Source organism: Stenotrophomonas sp. I18B00994 (assembly GCF_014145825.1).
GTDB classification, from domain to species: domain Bacteria; phylum Pseudomonadota; class Gammaproteobacteria; order Xanthomonadales; family Xanthomonadaceae; genus Stenotrophomonas; species Stenotrophomonas maltophilia.
The window spans coordinates 72535-87264 of the sequence record NZ_JACIUW010000004.1 but is presented as its reverse complement, the minus strand read 5'-3'; the positions used below and the strand labels follow the sequence as shown (position 1 = coordinate 87264).

Genomic DNA, 14730 nt, shown 5'->3' with positions numbered 1-14730 from the left:
TCACGGCAGGCGGGCCAGCAGTTCGCGGGCCTGGGCCTGGCTGTGCAGGTCACCGCCTTCGGCGACTTCCAGCAACAGGGTGCGCGCAGTCTGCGCGTCGCCCAGATCGAGGTAGGCAATGGCCAGTTCCAGGCGCTCCTGGCCGGCACGCGGCGACCAGCCCGCGTCGCCGGCGGGCGCGGCCGCGCTCGGCGCGATATCGTCGGAATAAGAAGCGTCGACGCTGCCATGGTCGATGCTGTCGATGGCCTCGGGATGTACGGTATCCGCCGGAGCCTCGTTCTCATGCGCGTCAGCCGGCAGATCGAACACTCCGCGGAACTGCGGCTGCTGTTCGGCATGCAGTGCGTAGTCCGGCACCGCCACTTCGGCCGGCGCCTGCGGTACAACGCGTTCGTCCTGCAGCGGCTCGGCGACGACAACCTCGTCGCCGGTGGTTGCGGAATCGTCCCAGCGCGGCAGATCGGTCACCGCTTCGGGCAATGCCACCGCGTCCTCATCGCGCAGTGTCTCGGCCTGCCATTCGGCCCGCACCGCGTGCTCGGCGACGGGTTCGGCGACCACCACGTCGTGTACTTCGGTTTCGGTCGCCCAGGCAGGCATCGCCGGTTCCTGGCGACCATTGTCGGCAACAGCCGGCGACCACGAGGACTGCTCGGCCAGCGTATCCAGCGCCGCACCTGCCGGCACCGCAGCGGCCAGGCCGGCGGCATCGTCTTCCTCACGCAGCGGCGGCAGCGGCGACGGCTTGCGACGACGCAGCAGCCAGGCCGCGCCCGCCGCCAACAGCAGCACCGGCAGCACCAGCCAGTACCACGGCGTTGCCGCATCACGGGAACCCGGCGCCTGTGCCAGGCGCTGCTGCGCGGCAGCCAGGTCGTTGTCCTTCATCGCGATCAACGACTGCTGCTGCTCCTTCAGCTTCTCCAGATCAGCCACGCGCTGCTTCAGTTCACCGATCTCGGCATCGCGGGTGGCGATGTCCTCACGCGCCTGTCGCAGTTGTTCGTTGCCCAGCATGTCACCCTCGCTGCCGGCAGCGGTGCCGGTGGTTGTGCCCGCGTGCGCGGCGTCGGACGCCAGCGCCGGAGCGATCTCAAGTCGTGCCCCGTTGGCGGCAGCCGGGGAAGAAGCGTTCGCGGTTGCCGCCTTGGCGGCCGGCGCGACCGCACCCGCCGGTTGCGGCACGGTGCGCGCCTGCCGCCATTGCGCGGCGTGCTCGCGCACCAGCGCGGCGGCCTCGGCGGCATCGACAGCGGCAAGCGCATCGCTGCCCGGCATGCGCAGCACCGCGCCCTGCTTGAGCAGATTGACGTTGCCACGGATGAAGGCTTCGGGATTGGCGCGCAGCAGGGCGATCATCGCGCGGTCGCGGCTGACCTGGTTGCCACGCGCCACCGCGCTGGCGATCTGCGACAGGGTCTGACCGCGCTGCACGGTGACGCTGCCATCGACCGCCGGTGCAGCGACCGGCGCGGAGGCCGCACGCGGGCGTGCCGGTGCAGGCGCCACCGCAGGTGGCGGCGTAGTGGGCGCCTCTGCCGCTGGCACCGTTGCCGAAGCCGGTGCAGGTTCGCGCACGATGGTATTGGAGAGCGTGCCTGCCGGCGCGACGATCTCCGGCTCGGCCACGGCCAGCGCGCTGGACGGCGCGTCGACCAGCGCGGAGTACTCGCGCACCAGGCGGCCCTGGCCCCAGTCAGCTTCGATCAGGAAGCTCAGCGATGGCGTCTCCACCGGGGCCTGCGAGGTGACGCGCACCACCGCCCTGCCCTGCGCATTGCGGGTCAGCTCGAACTGCAGCTCGCTGACCAGCCCGGTCGGCCGTTGCAGGCCGACGCGTTCGAAGGTGACCGGCGAGGCCAGCGCCACGCGCAGGTTTTCCAGTTCGGACGGGTCCGCCGACACCACCGGGATTTCGGCCAGCAATGGCTGCCCCGGCTTGGACAGGACACGGATGTCTCCCAGGCCCAATGCGAGTGCCGAACTGCTGGCCAGGGCCAGCAGCGCGGTGGAAAGATAGAGGAGCGGGCGCTTTGCGCCCCTGGCCCGTTTATTCATGGGCGACACTATAAAGCGTGCGGACCGGGGTCCGCACCCACCGGAAAGACCCTTGAGGTAGTGCCGGCCGCTGGCCGGCGTGCACTCCGGCACAAGGATCACGGCAATGCCGGCCAGCGGCCGGCACTACCGGTGAGGCAACCGCTGTAATCAGCGCTGCTCGGCGGCGACCAGCTCGGCCAGCTGCACGGCATTCAACGCCGCGCCCTTGCGCACGTTGTCCGACACGATCCACAGGTTCAGGCCGCGCGGGTGCGAGAGGTCCTCGCGGATGCGGCCGACGTACACCGCGTCGGTGCCCGAGGCGTGGGTGACCGGGGTTGGGTAACCACCGGCTTCGTGACGATCCACCACTTCGATGCCCGGCGACTGCTCCAGCAGCGCGCGCGCTTCGGCGACGGTGACCTTGTCGCGGGTCTCGATCGCCACCGACTCGGAGTGGCCGTAGAACACCGGCACGCGCACCGCAGTCGGGTTCACCAGGATGCTGTCGTCGCCGAGGATCTTGCGGGTTTCCCAGATCAGCTTCATTTCTTCCTTGGTGAAGCCATTGTCCTGGAAGTCGTCGATGTGCGGGATCAGGTTGAAGGCGATCTGCACCGGGAAGCGCTGCGGATCGATTTCCTGGAAGCTCAGCAGTTGGCCGGTCTGCTTGCCCAGTTCCTCGGTAGCCGAACGGCCGCCGCCGGACACCGATTGGTAGGTGGAGACGTTGATGCGCTCGATGCCGTACTTGCGGTGCAGCGGCGCCAGTGCCACCAGCATCTGCATGGTCGAGCAGTTCGGGTTGGCGATGATGCCACGCGGACGGTTGGCGACCTGCTCCGGGTTGACCTCGGACACCACCAGCGGCACGTCATCGTCGTAACGGAAGGCCGAAGAGTTGTCGATCACCACCGCACCGGCAGCGGCGAACTTCGGTGCGTATTCCTTGGACACGCTGCCACCGGCCGAGAACAGCGCGATCTCGACACCGCTCGGATCAAAGGTGGCCAGGTCCTGCACCTTGACCTTCTGGCCGTTGAATTCGATCTCGCCGCCGGCCGAACGCTCGGAAGCCAGGACGCTCAGGGTACCGACCGGGAAACCACGCTCGGCCAGGATCGACAACATGGTCTCGCCGACCGCACCGGTGGCACCGACGACGGCGACGTGGAAACTGCGCTGTGCATTGCTCATGGGGGAACTCTCACGAAAACGGGAATGGGGAAGAAACACGCACGACAGCTGGGTTCGGGGAACCTCCTCAAGCGGGGCGCGCGGAGGTTCCCTATCGTTTCCCGGTTTTTTTGCCCAGCGTCACGCGCGCGGCCATCGCCGCATCAGCGTTGATCGCGCTCGGCATGCGCGACGGGCCGCCGTCCAGGCCGAGCCCGGCAACCAGATTATCCACGGCCAGCTGTACCATCGCCGTGCGCGTGGCCAGCGAGGCGCTGCCGATGTGCGGCGTGAGCACGACATTGCGCAGCGCCAGCAGTTCGGGGCGCACCGCCGGCTCACCCTCGTAGACATCCAGGCCGGCAGCGGCCAGACGGCCTCGGGCAAGCGCGTCGGCCAACGCCAGTTCGTCGACAATGCCGCCGCGGGCGATGTTCACCAGGGTGGCTGACGGCTTCATCTTCGCCAGCGCCGCCGCATCGATGATGTGATGCGAGGCCGGGGTGTAGGGCAGCACCGTGACCAGGTGGTCGGACTCCGCCAGCAGCGTGTCCAGGTCCACGTAGGTCGCGCCAAGCGCCGCCTCGGTATCGGCCGGCAACCGCGAACGGTTGTGGTACAGCACCTTCATGCCGAACCCGTGTGCACCGCGGCGTGCGATGCTCTGGCCGATGCGGCCCATGCCGAGGATGCCCAGCGTGCTGCCATGGACATCCGCGCCCAGCATGGTCTGGAACGACCACTGCTGCCACTGGCCTTCGCGCAGCCAGCGCTCGGACTCGGTGATCCGGCGTGCAGTGGCCATCAGCAACGCGAAGCCGAGATCGGCGGTGGTCTCGGTCAGGACGTCCGGCGTGTTACTGGCGAGGATGCCGGCCGCACTGAGCGCGTCGACATCCAGATTGTTGTAGCCGACGCCGACATTGGCGATCACCTGCAGCTGCGCGGCGCCGGCCACCTGGGCCGCACCGATGCGCTCGTTGAGGGTGATGATCGCGCCGTCGGCGCGGGCCAGCTGTTCGGCGATCTGCGCGGGCGTCCAAGCGGTAACGGTGTCGGTGCTGCGCAGCTGTACGCGATCGCGCAACGGCGCGATGGCCGCCTCGATCAGCGGCTGGCTCACCCACACCGTCGGCCGCGTGTCAGCCATCGATCTGCCCGGGAATGCGCGGGGTGATCGTGCCGACATCGCCACACTGCGCGCGATGGCGCAGCGCCTGGTCCATCAGCACCATCGCCACCATCGCCTCGGCGATCGGCGTGGCGCGGATGCCGACGCAAGGATCGTGGCGTCCGGTGGTGACCACCTCGACCACGTTCCCGGCCGTATCCAGCGACGGGCCCGGCAGGCGCAGGCTGGAAGTCGGCTTCAGGGCAATCGACGCAACTACCGGCTGGCCGGTGGAGATGCCACCGAGGATGCCGCCGGCATGGTTGCTGGCGAAGCCCTGCGGCGTCAGCAGGTCGCGGTGCTCGGTACCCTTCTGCGCGGCACTGGCAAAACCATCGCCGATCTCAACGCCCTTCACTGCGTTGATGCTCATCAGGGCAGCGGCCAGTTCACCATCGAGCTTGCCGTAGATCGGCTCGCCCCAGCCCGGCGGCACGTTGTCGGCGACCACGTCCACGCGCGCACCGACCGAGTCACCGGACTTGCGCAGCGCATCCATGTAGGCCTCCAGCTCGGGCACCTGCTCGGCGTGCGGCCAGAAGAACGGATTGTCTTCCACCGCCGACCAGTCGAAACCGGCCGGGGTGACGTCGCCCAGTTGTGACAGGTAGCCACGCACGGTCACGCCGAAGCGCTCGGCCAGCCACTTCTTGGCGACCACGCCGGCGGCAACGCGCATGGTGGTCTCGCGTGCCGAGGAACGGCCGCCACCACGCGGGTCACGGATGCCGTACTTGTGCCAGTAGCTGTAGTCGGCATGACCCGGCCGGAACTGCTGGCCGATGTTGGCGTAGTCCTTGCTGCGCTGGTCGGTGTTGCGGATCAGCAGCGCGATCGGGGTGCCGGTGGTCAGGCCCTCGTATACGCCGGACAGGATCTCGACCTCATCGGCCTCGCGACGCGCCGAGGTGTGGCGGCTCTTGCCGGTGGCGCGACGCTGCAGGTCGTGGGCGAATTCGGCCGCGTCCAGCGCCAGCCCCGGAGGGCAGCCATCGATCACGCAGCCGATGGCCGGCCCGTGCGACTCGCCGAACGTGGTGACGGTGAACAGCTTGCCGAACGAATTGGAGCTCACGGGCGCTGCGCCGCCAGTTCGGTGATGCGCGCGCTGTGGGCGATCAGCTCGCGGCACTCGACCGCGAAGATGCCCATCTGGCCGACCTTGAACTCGATCCAGGCGAAGTCGACTTCCGGCAGCAGCTTGATCAGGTGCTGCTCGGATTCGCCCACTTCGCAGATCAGCAGGCCGTCCTCGCTCAGGTGCAGCGGGGCGTCGCGCAGGATCTTCAGCACCAGGTCCAGGCCGTCGTCGCCGGCACGCAGGCCCATTTCCGGCTCGTAGGAGTACTCCTGCGGCAGGGCATCGGTCTCGTCGTTGGTGACGTACGGCGGATTGGTGACGATCAGGTCGTAGTGGCGACCGGTCAGGCCGTTGAACAGGTCCGACTTGAGCAGGGTGACGTTGTGCGCCTGCAGGCGCTCCTTGTTTTCTTCGGCCAGCGACAGTGCATCGTCGCTCAGGTCGACGCCGTCCACTTCCCAGTTCGGGTAGTAGTGACCCATGGCAATGGCGATGCAGCCCGAGCCGGTGCACAGGTCCAGCGCACGGCTGACATCGCGGCCGGCCAGCCACGGCTCGAAGCCGCATTCGATCAGTTCGGCGATCGGCGAGCGCGGCACCAGGGCGCGCTTGTCGCTCTTGAAGCTCAGGCCGGCGAACCAGGCCTCACCGGTCAGGTAGGCAGCCGGGATGCGTTCGTCGATGCGACGCTGGAACAGCTCCAGCACGCGCAGCTTCTCGGCCTGCAGCAGGCGCGCCTGGCCATAGGCCGGGCCGAGGTCATGCGGCAGGTGCAGGCTGTGCAGCACCAGCTGGGTGGCCTCGTCCAGCGCATTGTCGTAGCTGTGCCCGAAGGTCAGTCCGGCTTCGTTGAAACGGCTGGTGCCGTAGCGGATCAGATCGATGATCGTGTGGAGTTCGGCGGCCGTTTCAGCGGTCATGGCGGTACTGCGGGCAAAGTGGCCCCCGATTATAGGGGCTGGCGCCCGTGGCGGCATCCGTTGCGGCGGAAACGATTCGGGCCACAGCCGGTATGATGGGGCCCACTTCGCGCGGGAGCCCCCATGTTCAATCGCAACGCCGGCATCATCCTGCTGATCGCCCTGGCGGCGGGTCTCGGCCTGCTGGCCGCCCAGCAGCTGTTCGCGCCGAAGCCGCCGGCCAATGCCCCGGCCACCGAAGCGATCACGCTGTACCCGCAGCCGCGCGAACTGCCCGACTTCAACCTGGCCCAGTCCGACGGCACCCGCCTGATCCCGGGCGAACTGAAGGGCCACTGGACCCTGGTATTCCTGGGCTTCACCTTCTGCCCGGACGTCTGCCCGACCACCCTGGCCGAGCTGGCCGGCGCACAGAACCAGTGGGAAGCCCTGCCCGACAGCCTGCGCCCACGCGTGTTGTTCATCTCGGTCGACCCCGACCGCGACAGCGCCACCCGCCTCGGCGAGTACGTGCACGGTTTTCACAAGGACACCCTGGCCGCCACCGCTGACGTTCCCTCGCTGGAGCGCTTCGCCACCTCGTTGGGCTTCGTGTTCCAGAAGGTGCCGGGCAAGCATTTCGACGAGAACCCCGAGGATTACACCGTCGAGCATTCGGCCAGCCTGGCCGTGCTCGACCCGCAGGGCCGCCTTGCCGGCCTGGTACGCCCCCCGTTCAACGCGCCGGCCATTGCCCGCGACCTGCAGAAGCTGACCGAGAAAACCGCCCCATGAGCCTCACCACCGCCCTGACGTACGCCCTGCCACACCGCCTGCTGTCCTCGATGGCGCGTTCGCTGGCGTACTCGGACGATCCGCGCGTATCGCGCTGGCTGATCGACACGGTCACCCGCAAGTTCAACGTCAACCTGGACGAAGCGGCCAACCCGGACCCGCGCAGCTATGCGACCTTCAACCAGTTCTTCACCCGTGCGCTGAAGCCGGGTGCGCGCGTGGCTGACGCCGATCCGCGCAGCCTGGTGATGCCGGCCGACGGCCGCATCAGCCAGCTGGGGAAGATCGAGGCCGGCCGCATCTTCCAGGCCAAGGGCCAGTCGTTCACCGCTGCCGAACTGCTGGGCAGTGACGAGGACGCCAAGCCATACAACGATGGGCTCTACGCCACGGTGTACCTGTCGCCGCGCGATTACCACCGCGTGCACATGCCGTGGACCGGCACCCTGCGTGAGACCGTGCACGTGCCGGGGCGCCTGTTCAGCGTTGGTCCGGCGGCAGTGAACGGCGTACCGCGCCTGTTCGCCCGCAACGAGCGCCTGGTCTGCCACTTCGACACCAGCTTCGGCCCGATGGTCAGCGTGATGGTCGGTGCGCTGCTGGTGTCCGGGGTGGAAACCGTGTGGAGCGGCGAGGAGATTCCGCACTATGGCGACCGCATCACCCGCAAGGACTACCGCGGCCAGGGCATCAGGCTGGAGCGCTTTACCGAGATGGCGCGCTTCAACTACGGCTCCACCGTGATCGTGCTGCTGCCGCCGGGCGTGGCTGACTTCGCCCCGCAGTTGGGCGCTGAAAGCCCGGTGCAGCTGGGCCAGGCGCTGGCGAAGCTGCGCTGAGGCTTCGGTAGTGCCGGCCGCTGGCCGGCATCTCCGCTGATCCAACGCGTCGAGCATTGCCGGCCAGCGGCCGGCACTACCGGTACGCGCGTTACTGCAGGGACGGGGCCGGACCGACGTCCATGCCGTCGTAGTCTTCCACGCCCTTCTCCGCGGCCAGCGCTGCGAATTCCTGGTTGCGGCGGTCAAGCGAGGCTTCGTCGTGGATCTCCACGCGCTCCACATGCAGCACGTGGAACGGCGCGTCGCCCTCTTCCGGATCCTGTTCGAACAATTCCACGAAGGTGTAACCCTGCGCCTGCAGGTGCTGCGCCAGTGCCTGCAACGGCTCGGCAGTGGAGTGCACGAAGAAGTACCCCCACAGCAACGGGCCGGTGATGTCCCAGTCGGTGTTTTCGCGGAGGTTGGCGAACAGGTTGCGGGTGTCTTCGAGGTCCATGCGGATTCCAGGGTCGGGGGATTACTTGTCGCAGCCCTGCAGCTTCAGCGTCTGGCCGTGGCGCAGGCTGTAGGCCGGGGCCTTCAGGCCATTGGCGCGGGCCAGGGTGGGCACGTCGCACTGGAACTTGGCCGCGATGGCGCCCAGGGTTTCACCCCGGCCCACCTTGTGGCTGCGCACCGGCTTCGGGCGCGCCGCCGGGCGCGGCGTGGCCACCGAAGCGACCGGCGTGGTCGGCACGCTGGTGGACGCGGCCGCATCGGCCACCGGCACCACGCCGCCCACGGCCACGCTTCCGGTGTAGCTGGTCGCGGCCGGGCGCTTGATTGCTGCGTTCAGATCGGCGGTGATCAGCGTCCGGGCCAGGTCGGCACGCGGGCCACTGACGCAGTTGCGCTGGTACAGGCCGGCGATGCGGGTGGTGGCATTGATCAGCGTGCCGGCCGGGATCCAGCCATCGGCCTCATAGCGCGGGTTGAGGTTGCGCAGCGCGCGCATGTAGCCATCGCGGGTGCCGTGGCTGCCCAGGCAGATGGTCAGTTCGTAGATGGTGGTCGACTTGGCCAGGCGCAGCGTGGCCGGCTGCGCGCTGATCTTCGGGAACTCCACGCCGTATTGCTGCGGGTGCAGGAAGATCCAGGCCGCGGCGATCACCATCGGCACGTAGTCCTTGGTCTCGCCGGGGAACTGGTTGTAGACGCTGTCGGTCCAGAAGCTCTGCCCGGCGCTCTGCTTGAACACGCGCGCGGCGCGGCCTTCGCCACCATTGTAGGCGGCCACCGACATTTCCACGTTGTTGTTCAGTTCGCGCAGGCGTTCGTTGAGGTAGCTGGCGCTGGCCTCGGCCGCACTGCGTGCATCGAAGCGGGTGTCAAAGCCGGTGCCATCCGGGCCGAGGCCGAAGCGGCGGCCGGTGGCCGGCATGAACTGCATCAACCCGGCGGCGCCAGCGCGCGATGAAGCATGCACGCGGCCATTGGACTCCTTGGCCATGATGCCGAACAGCAGCGCTTCAGGCAGGCCACGCTTCTCCCACTCCGGCCACATCACCGCACGCAGGTTCTGGTAGTTCTCGTAGCTGGTCAGCAACGCCGGGCGCATGTCGGTCAGCCAGCGGCGGATGCCGGCCTGCACCGCCGGGTTGTATTCGACCATGCTGTCGAAGGCGTGCCGCTTGTCGTTCAGCAGCGCGGCAGCGCGCGCGGCCTCCGGTACGTCGGCGGTAAGCGGGCCGATGTGGTCGGGGTCGGCTTCCAGGCGATCACCGCCCTCGTCGGCCACGTCATCGCTGGCGGCCGCATCGGCGTCGTGCTTGAGCAGGCGCTTGTAGCTGGCCAGCAGGGTGCCCATCTGGCAGCCCTTCTGCTTCACGCAGTCGTTGAGGACATCTTCCATGTCCTCCAGCGCGGCGTCGGCTTCGTTGCTGCCCTTGGGGTCGGCATTGGCGACCAGCAGCAGCGCATCGCTGTAACGCTTCTCGGCGACGGTCATGCGCTGCTGCAGCGCATCCACCTTCACCTTGTCCCGGGCCGAAACCCGCTGCGCATGGGCGTCGGGCGCCAGGGAAACCAGGCCGGCCAGGGCCAGCAGCGGCCAACCGCGGGAAATCAGGACAGGAACGGGCATTGATGGCACTGTGTGCGAAACAGGCAGGCAGAGTAGCGGCGCCGCCAAGGTCCGGGCAAGCCGACCTTCGGACCGTCACCGCCGGCGGTTAACATTGGCTATTCACCACAAGGGCTGGACCATGGATCCGATTCTGCTCGGCAAAGGCATCACCGACGATGTGGCCGTCACCCTGCTGCCGAAACTCGGCAACCGCCACGGCCTGGTGGCCGGCGCCACCGGTACCGGCAAGACCGTGACCCTGATGACCCTGGCCGAGGGCTTCTCGCGTCTGGGCGTGCCGGTGTTCCTGGCCGATGTGAAGGGCGATGTGTCCGGCCTGGCGGTGCCCGGCACCGGCGCCGAGAACCTCCTCAAGCGCGCCGCCGAGATCGGCGTGGCCGACTACGCACCGGCCGCCAGCCCGACCATTTTCTGGGACCTGTACGGCAAGCTGGGTCACCCGGTGCGCACCACGGTCAGCGAGATGGGCCCGACCCTGCTGGCGCGCATCCTCGAGTTGAACGACACCCAGTCCGGCGTGCTCGACATCGTGTTCAAGCTGGCCGACGACCGTGGCCTGCTGCTGCTGGACATGGACGACCTGCGCGCGCTGCTCGGCCTGGTGGCCGAGGAGCGCAAGGACATCTCCACCGAGTACGGCCTGGTCAGCGCGCAGTCCATCGCTGCGATCCAGCGGTCGGTGCTGCGCCTGGCGCAGGATGGCGGCGAGAACTTCTTCGGTGAGCCGGCCCTGGAACTGGCCGACATCATGCGGGTCAATCACGACGGCCGCGGCATGATCGGCATCCTTGCCGCCGACCAGCTGGTGCTCAAGCCGAAGCTGTATTCCACCTTCCTGTTGTGGCTGCTGTCGGAGCTGTTCGAGCAGCTGCCGGAGGTGGGCGACCTGGACAAGCCGAAGCTGGTCTTCATCTTCGACGAAGCGCACCTGCTGTTCGACGATGCACCGCCGTCGCTGGTGCAGCGCATCGAGCAGGTGGTGCGCCTGATCCGCTCCAAGGGCGTGGGCGTGTACTTCTGCTCGCAGTTCCCTGATGACGTGCCGGGCAACATCCTCGGCCAGCTCGGCAACCGCGTGCAGCATGCGCTGCGTGCATTCACCCCGCGCGACCAGAAGGCAGTGAAGACTGCTGCCGAGACCTTCGTGCCGAACCCGAAGCTGGACGTGGCCAAGGTGCTCAGCCAGCTCGGTACCGGCGAAGCGCTGGTGTCCACGCTGCAGGACAAGGGTGTGCCGATGCCGGTGCAGCAGACGATGATCGCGCCGCCGCGCTGCCGGATGGGGCCGATCACCGAGGCCGAGCGTGCCCAGGTGCGTGCCGGCAGCCCGGTCGGCAGCCGCTACGACACCGCGATCAACCGTGAATCGGCCGCCGAACTGCTGGCCCAGCGTGCGCAGAAGACTGTCGAACAGGCGCAGGCACCGGCCGCGCGTAGTCGCGAGCAGGACGAAGCGCAGGAAGGCGGTTTCGGCCAGGCGATCAAGGATGCGATCTTCGGCACCAAGCGCCGCCAGGGCATGATCGAGACCATGGCCAAGCAGACCACGCGCACCGTCGGCACCAAGCTGGGCAACCAGATCGTGCGTGGCATCCTGGGTGGCATCTTCGGCGGCAAGCGCTGATCTGCAACCACTGGGGTCGATCCCTTTCCTGCAAAAGGATCCGACCCCATCGTTCCCCTGAAAAGAAGTCGCACCACATGTCGCGTTGGCGTCCCCCTGCAGAAAAGAGTACCGCCCTGATCACCGCCTCCGGCCACGCCCGGCTGAAGGCCGAACTGGATGACCTATGGCGTGTGCGCCGCCCCGAGGTGGTGAAGGCACTGGCCGCGGCCGCTGCGGAAGGCGACCGTTCGGAAAACGCCGAGTACACCTATCGCAAGAAGCAGCTGGGCGAGATCGACCGTCGTGTGCGCTACCTGACCAAGCGGTTGGAATCGCTACGCGTGGTCGATACCACGCCGACCGATGCGCTGGCGGTGTTCTTTGGCGCATGGGTGGAACTGGAGAACGTGGACAGCGGTGAGACCAGCCGCTATCGCATTGTCGGGCCGGATGAGACCGATGCTGGGCTGGGTTGGATCAGCATCGATTCCCCCCTGGCGCGTGCGCTGCTGAAGAAGCGGCTGGATGATGAATTTTCGGTGGAACTGCCCGGCGGCCAGTTCACCTTCGCGGTGATCAGCGTGGAATACGAACCGCTGTAGCGTCGACTGTCAGTCGACTACCGCGCCAAGCGCGGCACAAACCTCCGCAGCCGGACGGTAAACGCACCGCGCTCCTCATCGCGGTTGATGACTCGCCGAAGCCTTCTGTCGGGCGTTCACGACCTCGGAACGAAGAGCAGTCGACTGACAGTCGACTCTACATAGATCCGTGCAACGGCGGCGGGTACTGGCGGCCGGCCCGCAGCGGGCGGAAGTACGCGGCATCTGCATAGAAGGCGGCATCCTGTCCCTGGTGCCAGCCCGGGATTCCCGCCAGCGGCAGCGGACGCAACTGCAGGGGATCGGTCACTGCCCTGCCCTCGGCGATGGCCGCGGTCACTGCGTCAACGCAGGCATCATCGACTTCGCCGTGCACCACCACGCACTTGCCGACCAGCAATCGCCCCGGCAGCAGTGCCTGCTCCATCAGCGCATGCCCGAACACCACAGCGATGGCGATGCCACCGCTCTGCCAGCATGACGGCTCGAACAATGCAGGCCAGTCATGCCGGTCCCACGCGCGCAGCACCGCCTCATCGCGCGCGCGCACGATGACGCCGGTTTCATCGAACTGGGTCAGCGCCGCCTGTGCGCGATTGCGCTGGCCGGGCGGCATGGCATCGATATGCCGGCATTGCTGCGCGTTCAATGCACGCTTCAGCTGCGGATGGGAGGCCCATACCAGCGCGTTGAACAGGTCGTGCCAGTTGCCGGCACGGGTGGCGATATGCCCCTGCGCGATGCGCGCTTCGTAATGCAGGCCGTCGGCCAGCAGCGCGGCGTCCTGTTCGACCAAGCGCTTGCCGGGCAGCGCGAGCCGCGCATCAAGTGCAGCGATGGACGGCCATGCCGCACCGTCCAGCAGATCACGGAAGTCCTGCAAGCCGGCAAACAGCGGGTGCGCGAACACCCGTGGATCGACCGCCGCACGCGGCGGCGGCATGAAGCGGCGGGCGCCGCTGCCGTCACCGGCGGCGGTCGTCGCTGCGGTCACAACATCTTCAGGTCGAATGCCGGGCGGGTAGCGGTCGCCAGCGCGTCACCATACAGGTCGTGCTCGTCGCTCTCGGTGATTTCCACGTCGACGAATTCGCCCACGCGCAGCGGCACCTGATCGGCGTTCTGGATGTGCACCAGACCGTCGATCTCAGGCGCATCGGCCCTGGAACGGGCCACCGCGATGTCACCTTCGATGGCATCGACCAGGCACTGCTGCACGGTGCCGATCTTGGCTTCCAGGCGCGCGGCGGAAATCTGCGCCTGCTTCTCCATGAAACGTGCCAGGCGTTCCTGCTTCACTTCTTCCGGCACGGCATCGGGCAGGTCGTTGGCGGTGGCCCCCTCGACCGGCGAATAGGCGAACGCGCCGACACGGTCCAGCTGCGCTTCGTCCAGGAACGACAGCAGTTCTTCGAACTCGGCCTCGGTTTCGCCCGGGAAGCCGACAATGAAGGTCGAACGCACGGTGATGTCCGGGGCAATCCGGCGCCAGTTCTGCACGCGCTCCAGGGTCTTCTCGACCGCGCCGGGGCGCTTCATCAGGCGCAGGATGCGTGGGCTGGCGTGCTGGAACGGAATGTCCAGGTACGGCAGGATGCGGTTCTCGGCCATCAGCGGCACTACCTCGTCCACGTGCGGGTACGGGTAGACGTAATGCATGCGCACCCATGCATCGAGTTCGGACAGGCCTTCGCACAATGCCTTCAGTCGGGTCTGGTAGGCCTTGTGGCGCCACATCTTCTCGGCGTACTTCACGTCCACGCCGTAGGCCGAGGTGTCCTGCGACACCACCAGCAGCTCGCGCACACCGCCACGCACCAAGCGCTCGGCCTCACGCAGCACCTCATCGACCGGGCGCGAGACCAGCTTGCCGCGCATGGACGGAATGATGCAGAAGCTGCACTTGTGGTTGCAGCCTTCGGAAATCTTCAAGTAGGCGTAGTGGCGGGGGGTCAACTTGATGCCGTAGTCGGGCACCAGGTCCACGAACGGATCGTGCTTGGGCGGCAGCGCTTCGTGCACCGCCTCCATCACGCTCTGGTAGTCCTGCGGACCGGACACCGCCAGCACGTTCGGGTACGCCTCGCGGATCTGCTCCGGGCGCTTGCCCAGGCAGCCGGTGACGATGACCTTGCCGTTCTGGTTCATCGCCTCGCCAATCGCGTCCAGCGACTCGGTCACCGCCGAATCGATGAAGCCGCAGGTGTTGACCACCACCACGTCGGCCGAATCGTAGGACGGGACGATGTCGTAGCCTTCCGAGCGGAGCTGGGTAAGGATGCGCTCGGAATCGACAAGGGCCTTCGGGCAGCCAAGGCTGACGAAGCCGACTTTGGGGTTCAGCTGGGACATGGAATCGCGGGACTCTGGGGGCCTGGGCCCCTGCCGGCATGGCAGGGGTTCCTGGGGGCCGGGGCCTGAAAGGGCGCCAGTATACCGGGGTTGGCGAC

13 protein-coding genes are annotated in these 14730 nt (G+C 67.6%); 4 read left to right on the top strand and 9 right to left on the bottom strand.

The window, feature by feature from the left end; translation table 11 throughout:
- From H4O10_RS05690 to prmB, 5 genes are all read right to left on the bottom strand, one after another.
- On the bottom strand, positions 1–2061 hold the full coding sequence (locus H4O10_RS05690) for a FimV/HubP family polar landmark protein (protein ID WP_049454552.1): 2061 nt from the start codon (positions 2059–2061) through the stop codon (positions 1–3).
- A gap of 150 nt (positions 2062–2211) precedes the next feature.
- Positions 2212–3240, bottom strand: coding sequence for an aspartate-semialdehyde dehydrogenase (locus tag H4O10_RS05685; protein WP_005410484.1), 1029 nt, complete (start codon positions 3238–3240; stop codon positions 2212–2214).
- A gap of 91 nt (positions 3241–3331) precedes the next feature.
- Complete coding sequence (locus H4O10_RS05680) at positions 3332–4369, bottom strand: D-glycerate dehydrogenase (RefSeq protein ID WP_033834533.1); 1038 nt, start codon at positions 4367–4369, stop codon at positions 3332–3334.
- Complete coding sequence (gene aroC, locus H4O10_RS05675; protein WP_033834534.1) at positions 4362–5465, bottom strand: chorismate synthase; 1104 nt, start codon at positions 5463–5465, stop codon at positions 4362–4364. Before aroC ends, H4O10_RS05680 begins: the two co-directional genes overlap by 8 nt.
- Positions 5462–6391: a 50S ribosomal protein L3 N(5)-glutamine methyltransferase gene (gene prmB / locus H4O10_RS05670; protein ID WP_005410487.1), complete on the bottom strand. Its 930-nt coding sequence runs from the start codon at positions 6389–6391 to the stop codon at positions 5462–5464. Before prmB ends, aroC begins: the two co-directional genes overlap by 4 nt.
- Positions 6392–6514: 123 nt before the next feature.
- Here prmB and H4O10_RS05665 point away from each other — a divergent pair, with 123 nt between their 5' ends.
- Positions 6515–7165 carry an SCO family protein gene (locus H4O10_RS05665; RefSeq protein WP_005410488.1) on the top strand — a complete coding sequence of 217 codons (651 nt, stop codon included), beginning with the start codon at positions 6515–6517 and terminating at the stop codon, positions 7163–7165.
- Positions 7162–8004: an archaetidylserine decarboxylase gene (gene asd, locus H4O10_RS05660; protein ID WP_033834535.1), complete on the top strand. Its 843-nt coding sequence runs from the start codon at positions 7162–7164 to the stop codon at positions 8002–8004. The genes H4O10_RS05665 and asd overlap by 4 nt, the downstream gene beginning before the upstream one ends.
- Positions 8005–8095: 91 nt before the next feature.
- Here the strand turns inward: asd and H4O10_RS05655 are convergent, their stop codons facing one another.
- Both H4O10_RS05655 and H4O10_RS05650 read right to left on the bottom strand, forming a co-directional pair.
- The gene (locus tag H4O10_RS05655) at positions 8096–8443 is read right to left on the bottom strand and encodes a ribonuclease E inhibitor RraB (protein WP_005410490.1); all 348 of its coding nucleotides are present in this window, start codon (positions 8441–8443) and stop codon (positions 8096–8098) included.
- Between the two features lie 21 nt (positions 8444–8464).
- A complete protein-coding gene (locus H4O10_RS05650) occupies positions 8465–10069 on the bottom strand; it encodes a transglycosylase SLT domain-containing protein (protein ID WP_033834536.1) in 1605 nt (534 codons plus the stop codon).
- 10 nt (positions 10070–10079) lie between these two features.
- Here H4O10_RS05650 and H4O10_RS05645 point away from each other — a divergent pair, with 10 nt between their 5' ends.
- Positions 10080–11696: a helicase HerA-like domain-containing protein gene (locus H4O10_RS05645; protein ID WP_254916698.1), complete on the top strand. Its 1617-nt coding sequence runs from the start codon at positions 10080–10082 to the stop codon at positions 11694–11696.
- A gap of 77 nt (positions 11697–11773) precedes the next feature.
- Entirely contained in the window at positions 11774–12280 is a 507-nt protein-coding gene (greB, locus tag H4O10_RS05640; protein WP_049454547.1) for a transcription elongation factor GreB, read from the top strand.
- Between the two features lie 157 nt (positions 12281–12437).
- On the opposite strand, the gene H4O10_RS05635 is transcribed toward greB, so the two are convergent.
- Together H4O10_RS05635 and rimO are read right to left on the bottom strand one after the other, a co-directional pair.
- Positions 12438–13274 (bottom strand): DUF3025 domain-containing protein, encoded by an 837-nt coding sequence (locus H4O10_RS05635; RefSeq protein ID WP_049454544.1) that lies wholly within the window; start codon positions 13272–13274, stop codon positions 12438–12440.
- Positions 13271–14632: a 30S ribosomal protein S12 methylthiotransferase RimO gene (rimO, locus tag H4O10_RS05630; RefSeq protein ID WP_088470647.1), complete on the bottom strand. Its 1362-nt coding sequence runs from the start codon at positions 14630–14632 to the stop codon at positions 13271–13273. Before rimO ends, H4O10_RS05635 begins: the two co-directional genes overlap by 4 nt.
- Positions 14633–14730 lie beyond the last annotated feature (98 nt).

Excerpts from the sequence above, each read along its gene's own strand:
- H4O10_RS05690 (WP_049454552.1), bottom strand. The coding sequence starts at position 2,061 with ATGAATAAACGGGCCAGGGGCGCAAAGCGCCCGCTCCTCTATCTTTCC.
- H4O10_RS05685 (WP_005410484.1), bottom strand. The coding sequence starts at position 3,240 with ATGAGCAATGCACAGCGCAGTTTCCACGTCGCCGTCGTCGGTGCCACC.
- H4O10_RS05680 (WP_033834533.1), bottom strand. The coding sequence starts at position 4,369 with ATGGCTGACACGCGGCCGACGGTGTGGGTGAGCCAGCCGCTGATCGAG.
- prmB (WP_005410487.1), bottom strand. The coding sequence starts at position 6,391 with ATGACCGCTGAAACGGCCGCCGAACTCCACACGATCATCGATCTGATC.
- H4O10_RS05665 (WP_005410488.1), top strand. The coding sequence starts at position 6,515 with ATGTTCAATCGCAACGCCGGCATCATCCTGCTGATCGCCCTGGCGGCG.
- asd (WP_033834535.1), top strand. The coding sequence starts at position 7,162 with ATGAGCCTCACCACCGCCCTGACGTACGCCCTGCCACACCGCCTGCTG.
- H4O10_RS05655 (WP_005410490.1), bottom strand. The coding sequence starts at position 8,443 with ATGGACCTCGAAGACACCCGCAACCTGTTCGCCAACCTCCGCGAAAAC.
- H4O10_RS05650 (WP_033834536.1), bottom strand. The coding sequence starts at position 10,069 with ATGCCCGTTCCTGTCCTGATTTCCCGCGGTTGGCCGCTGCTGGCCCTG.
- greB (WP_049454547.1), top strand. The coding sequence starts at position 11,774 with ATGTCGCGTTGGCGTCCCCCTGCAGAAAAGAGTACCGCCCTGATCACC.
- rimO (WP_088470647.1), bottom strand. The coding sequence starts at position 14,632 with ATGTCCCAGCTGAACCCCAAAGTCGGCTTCGTCAGCCTTGGCTGCCCG.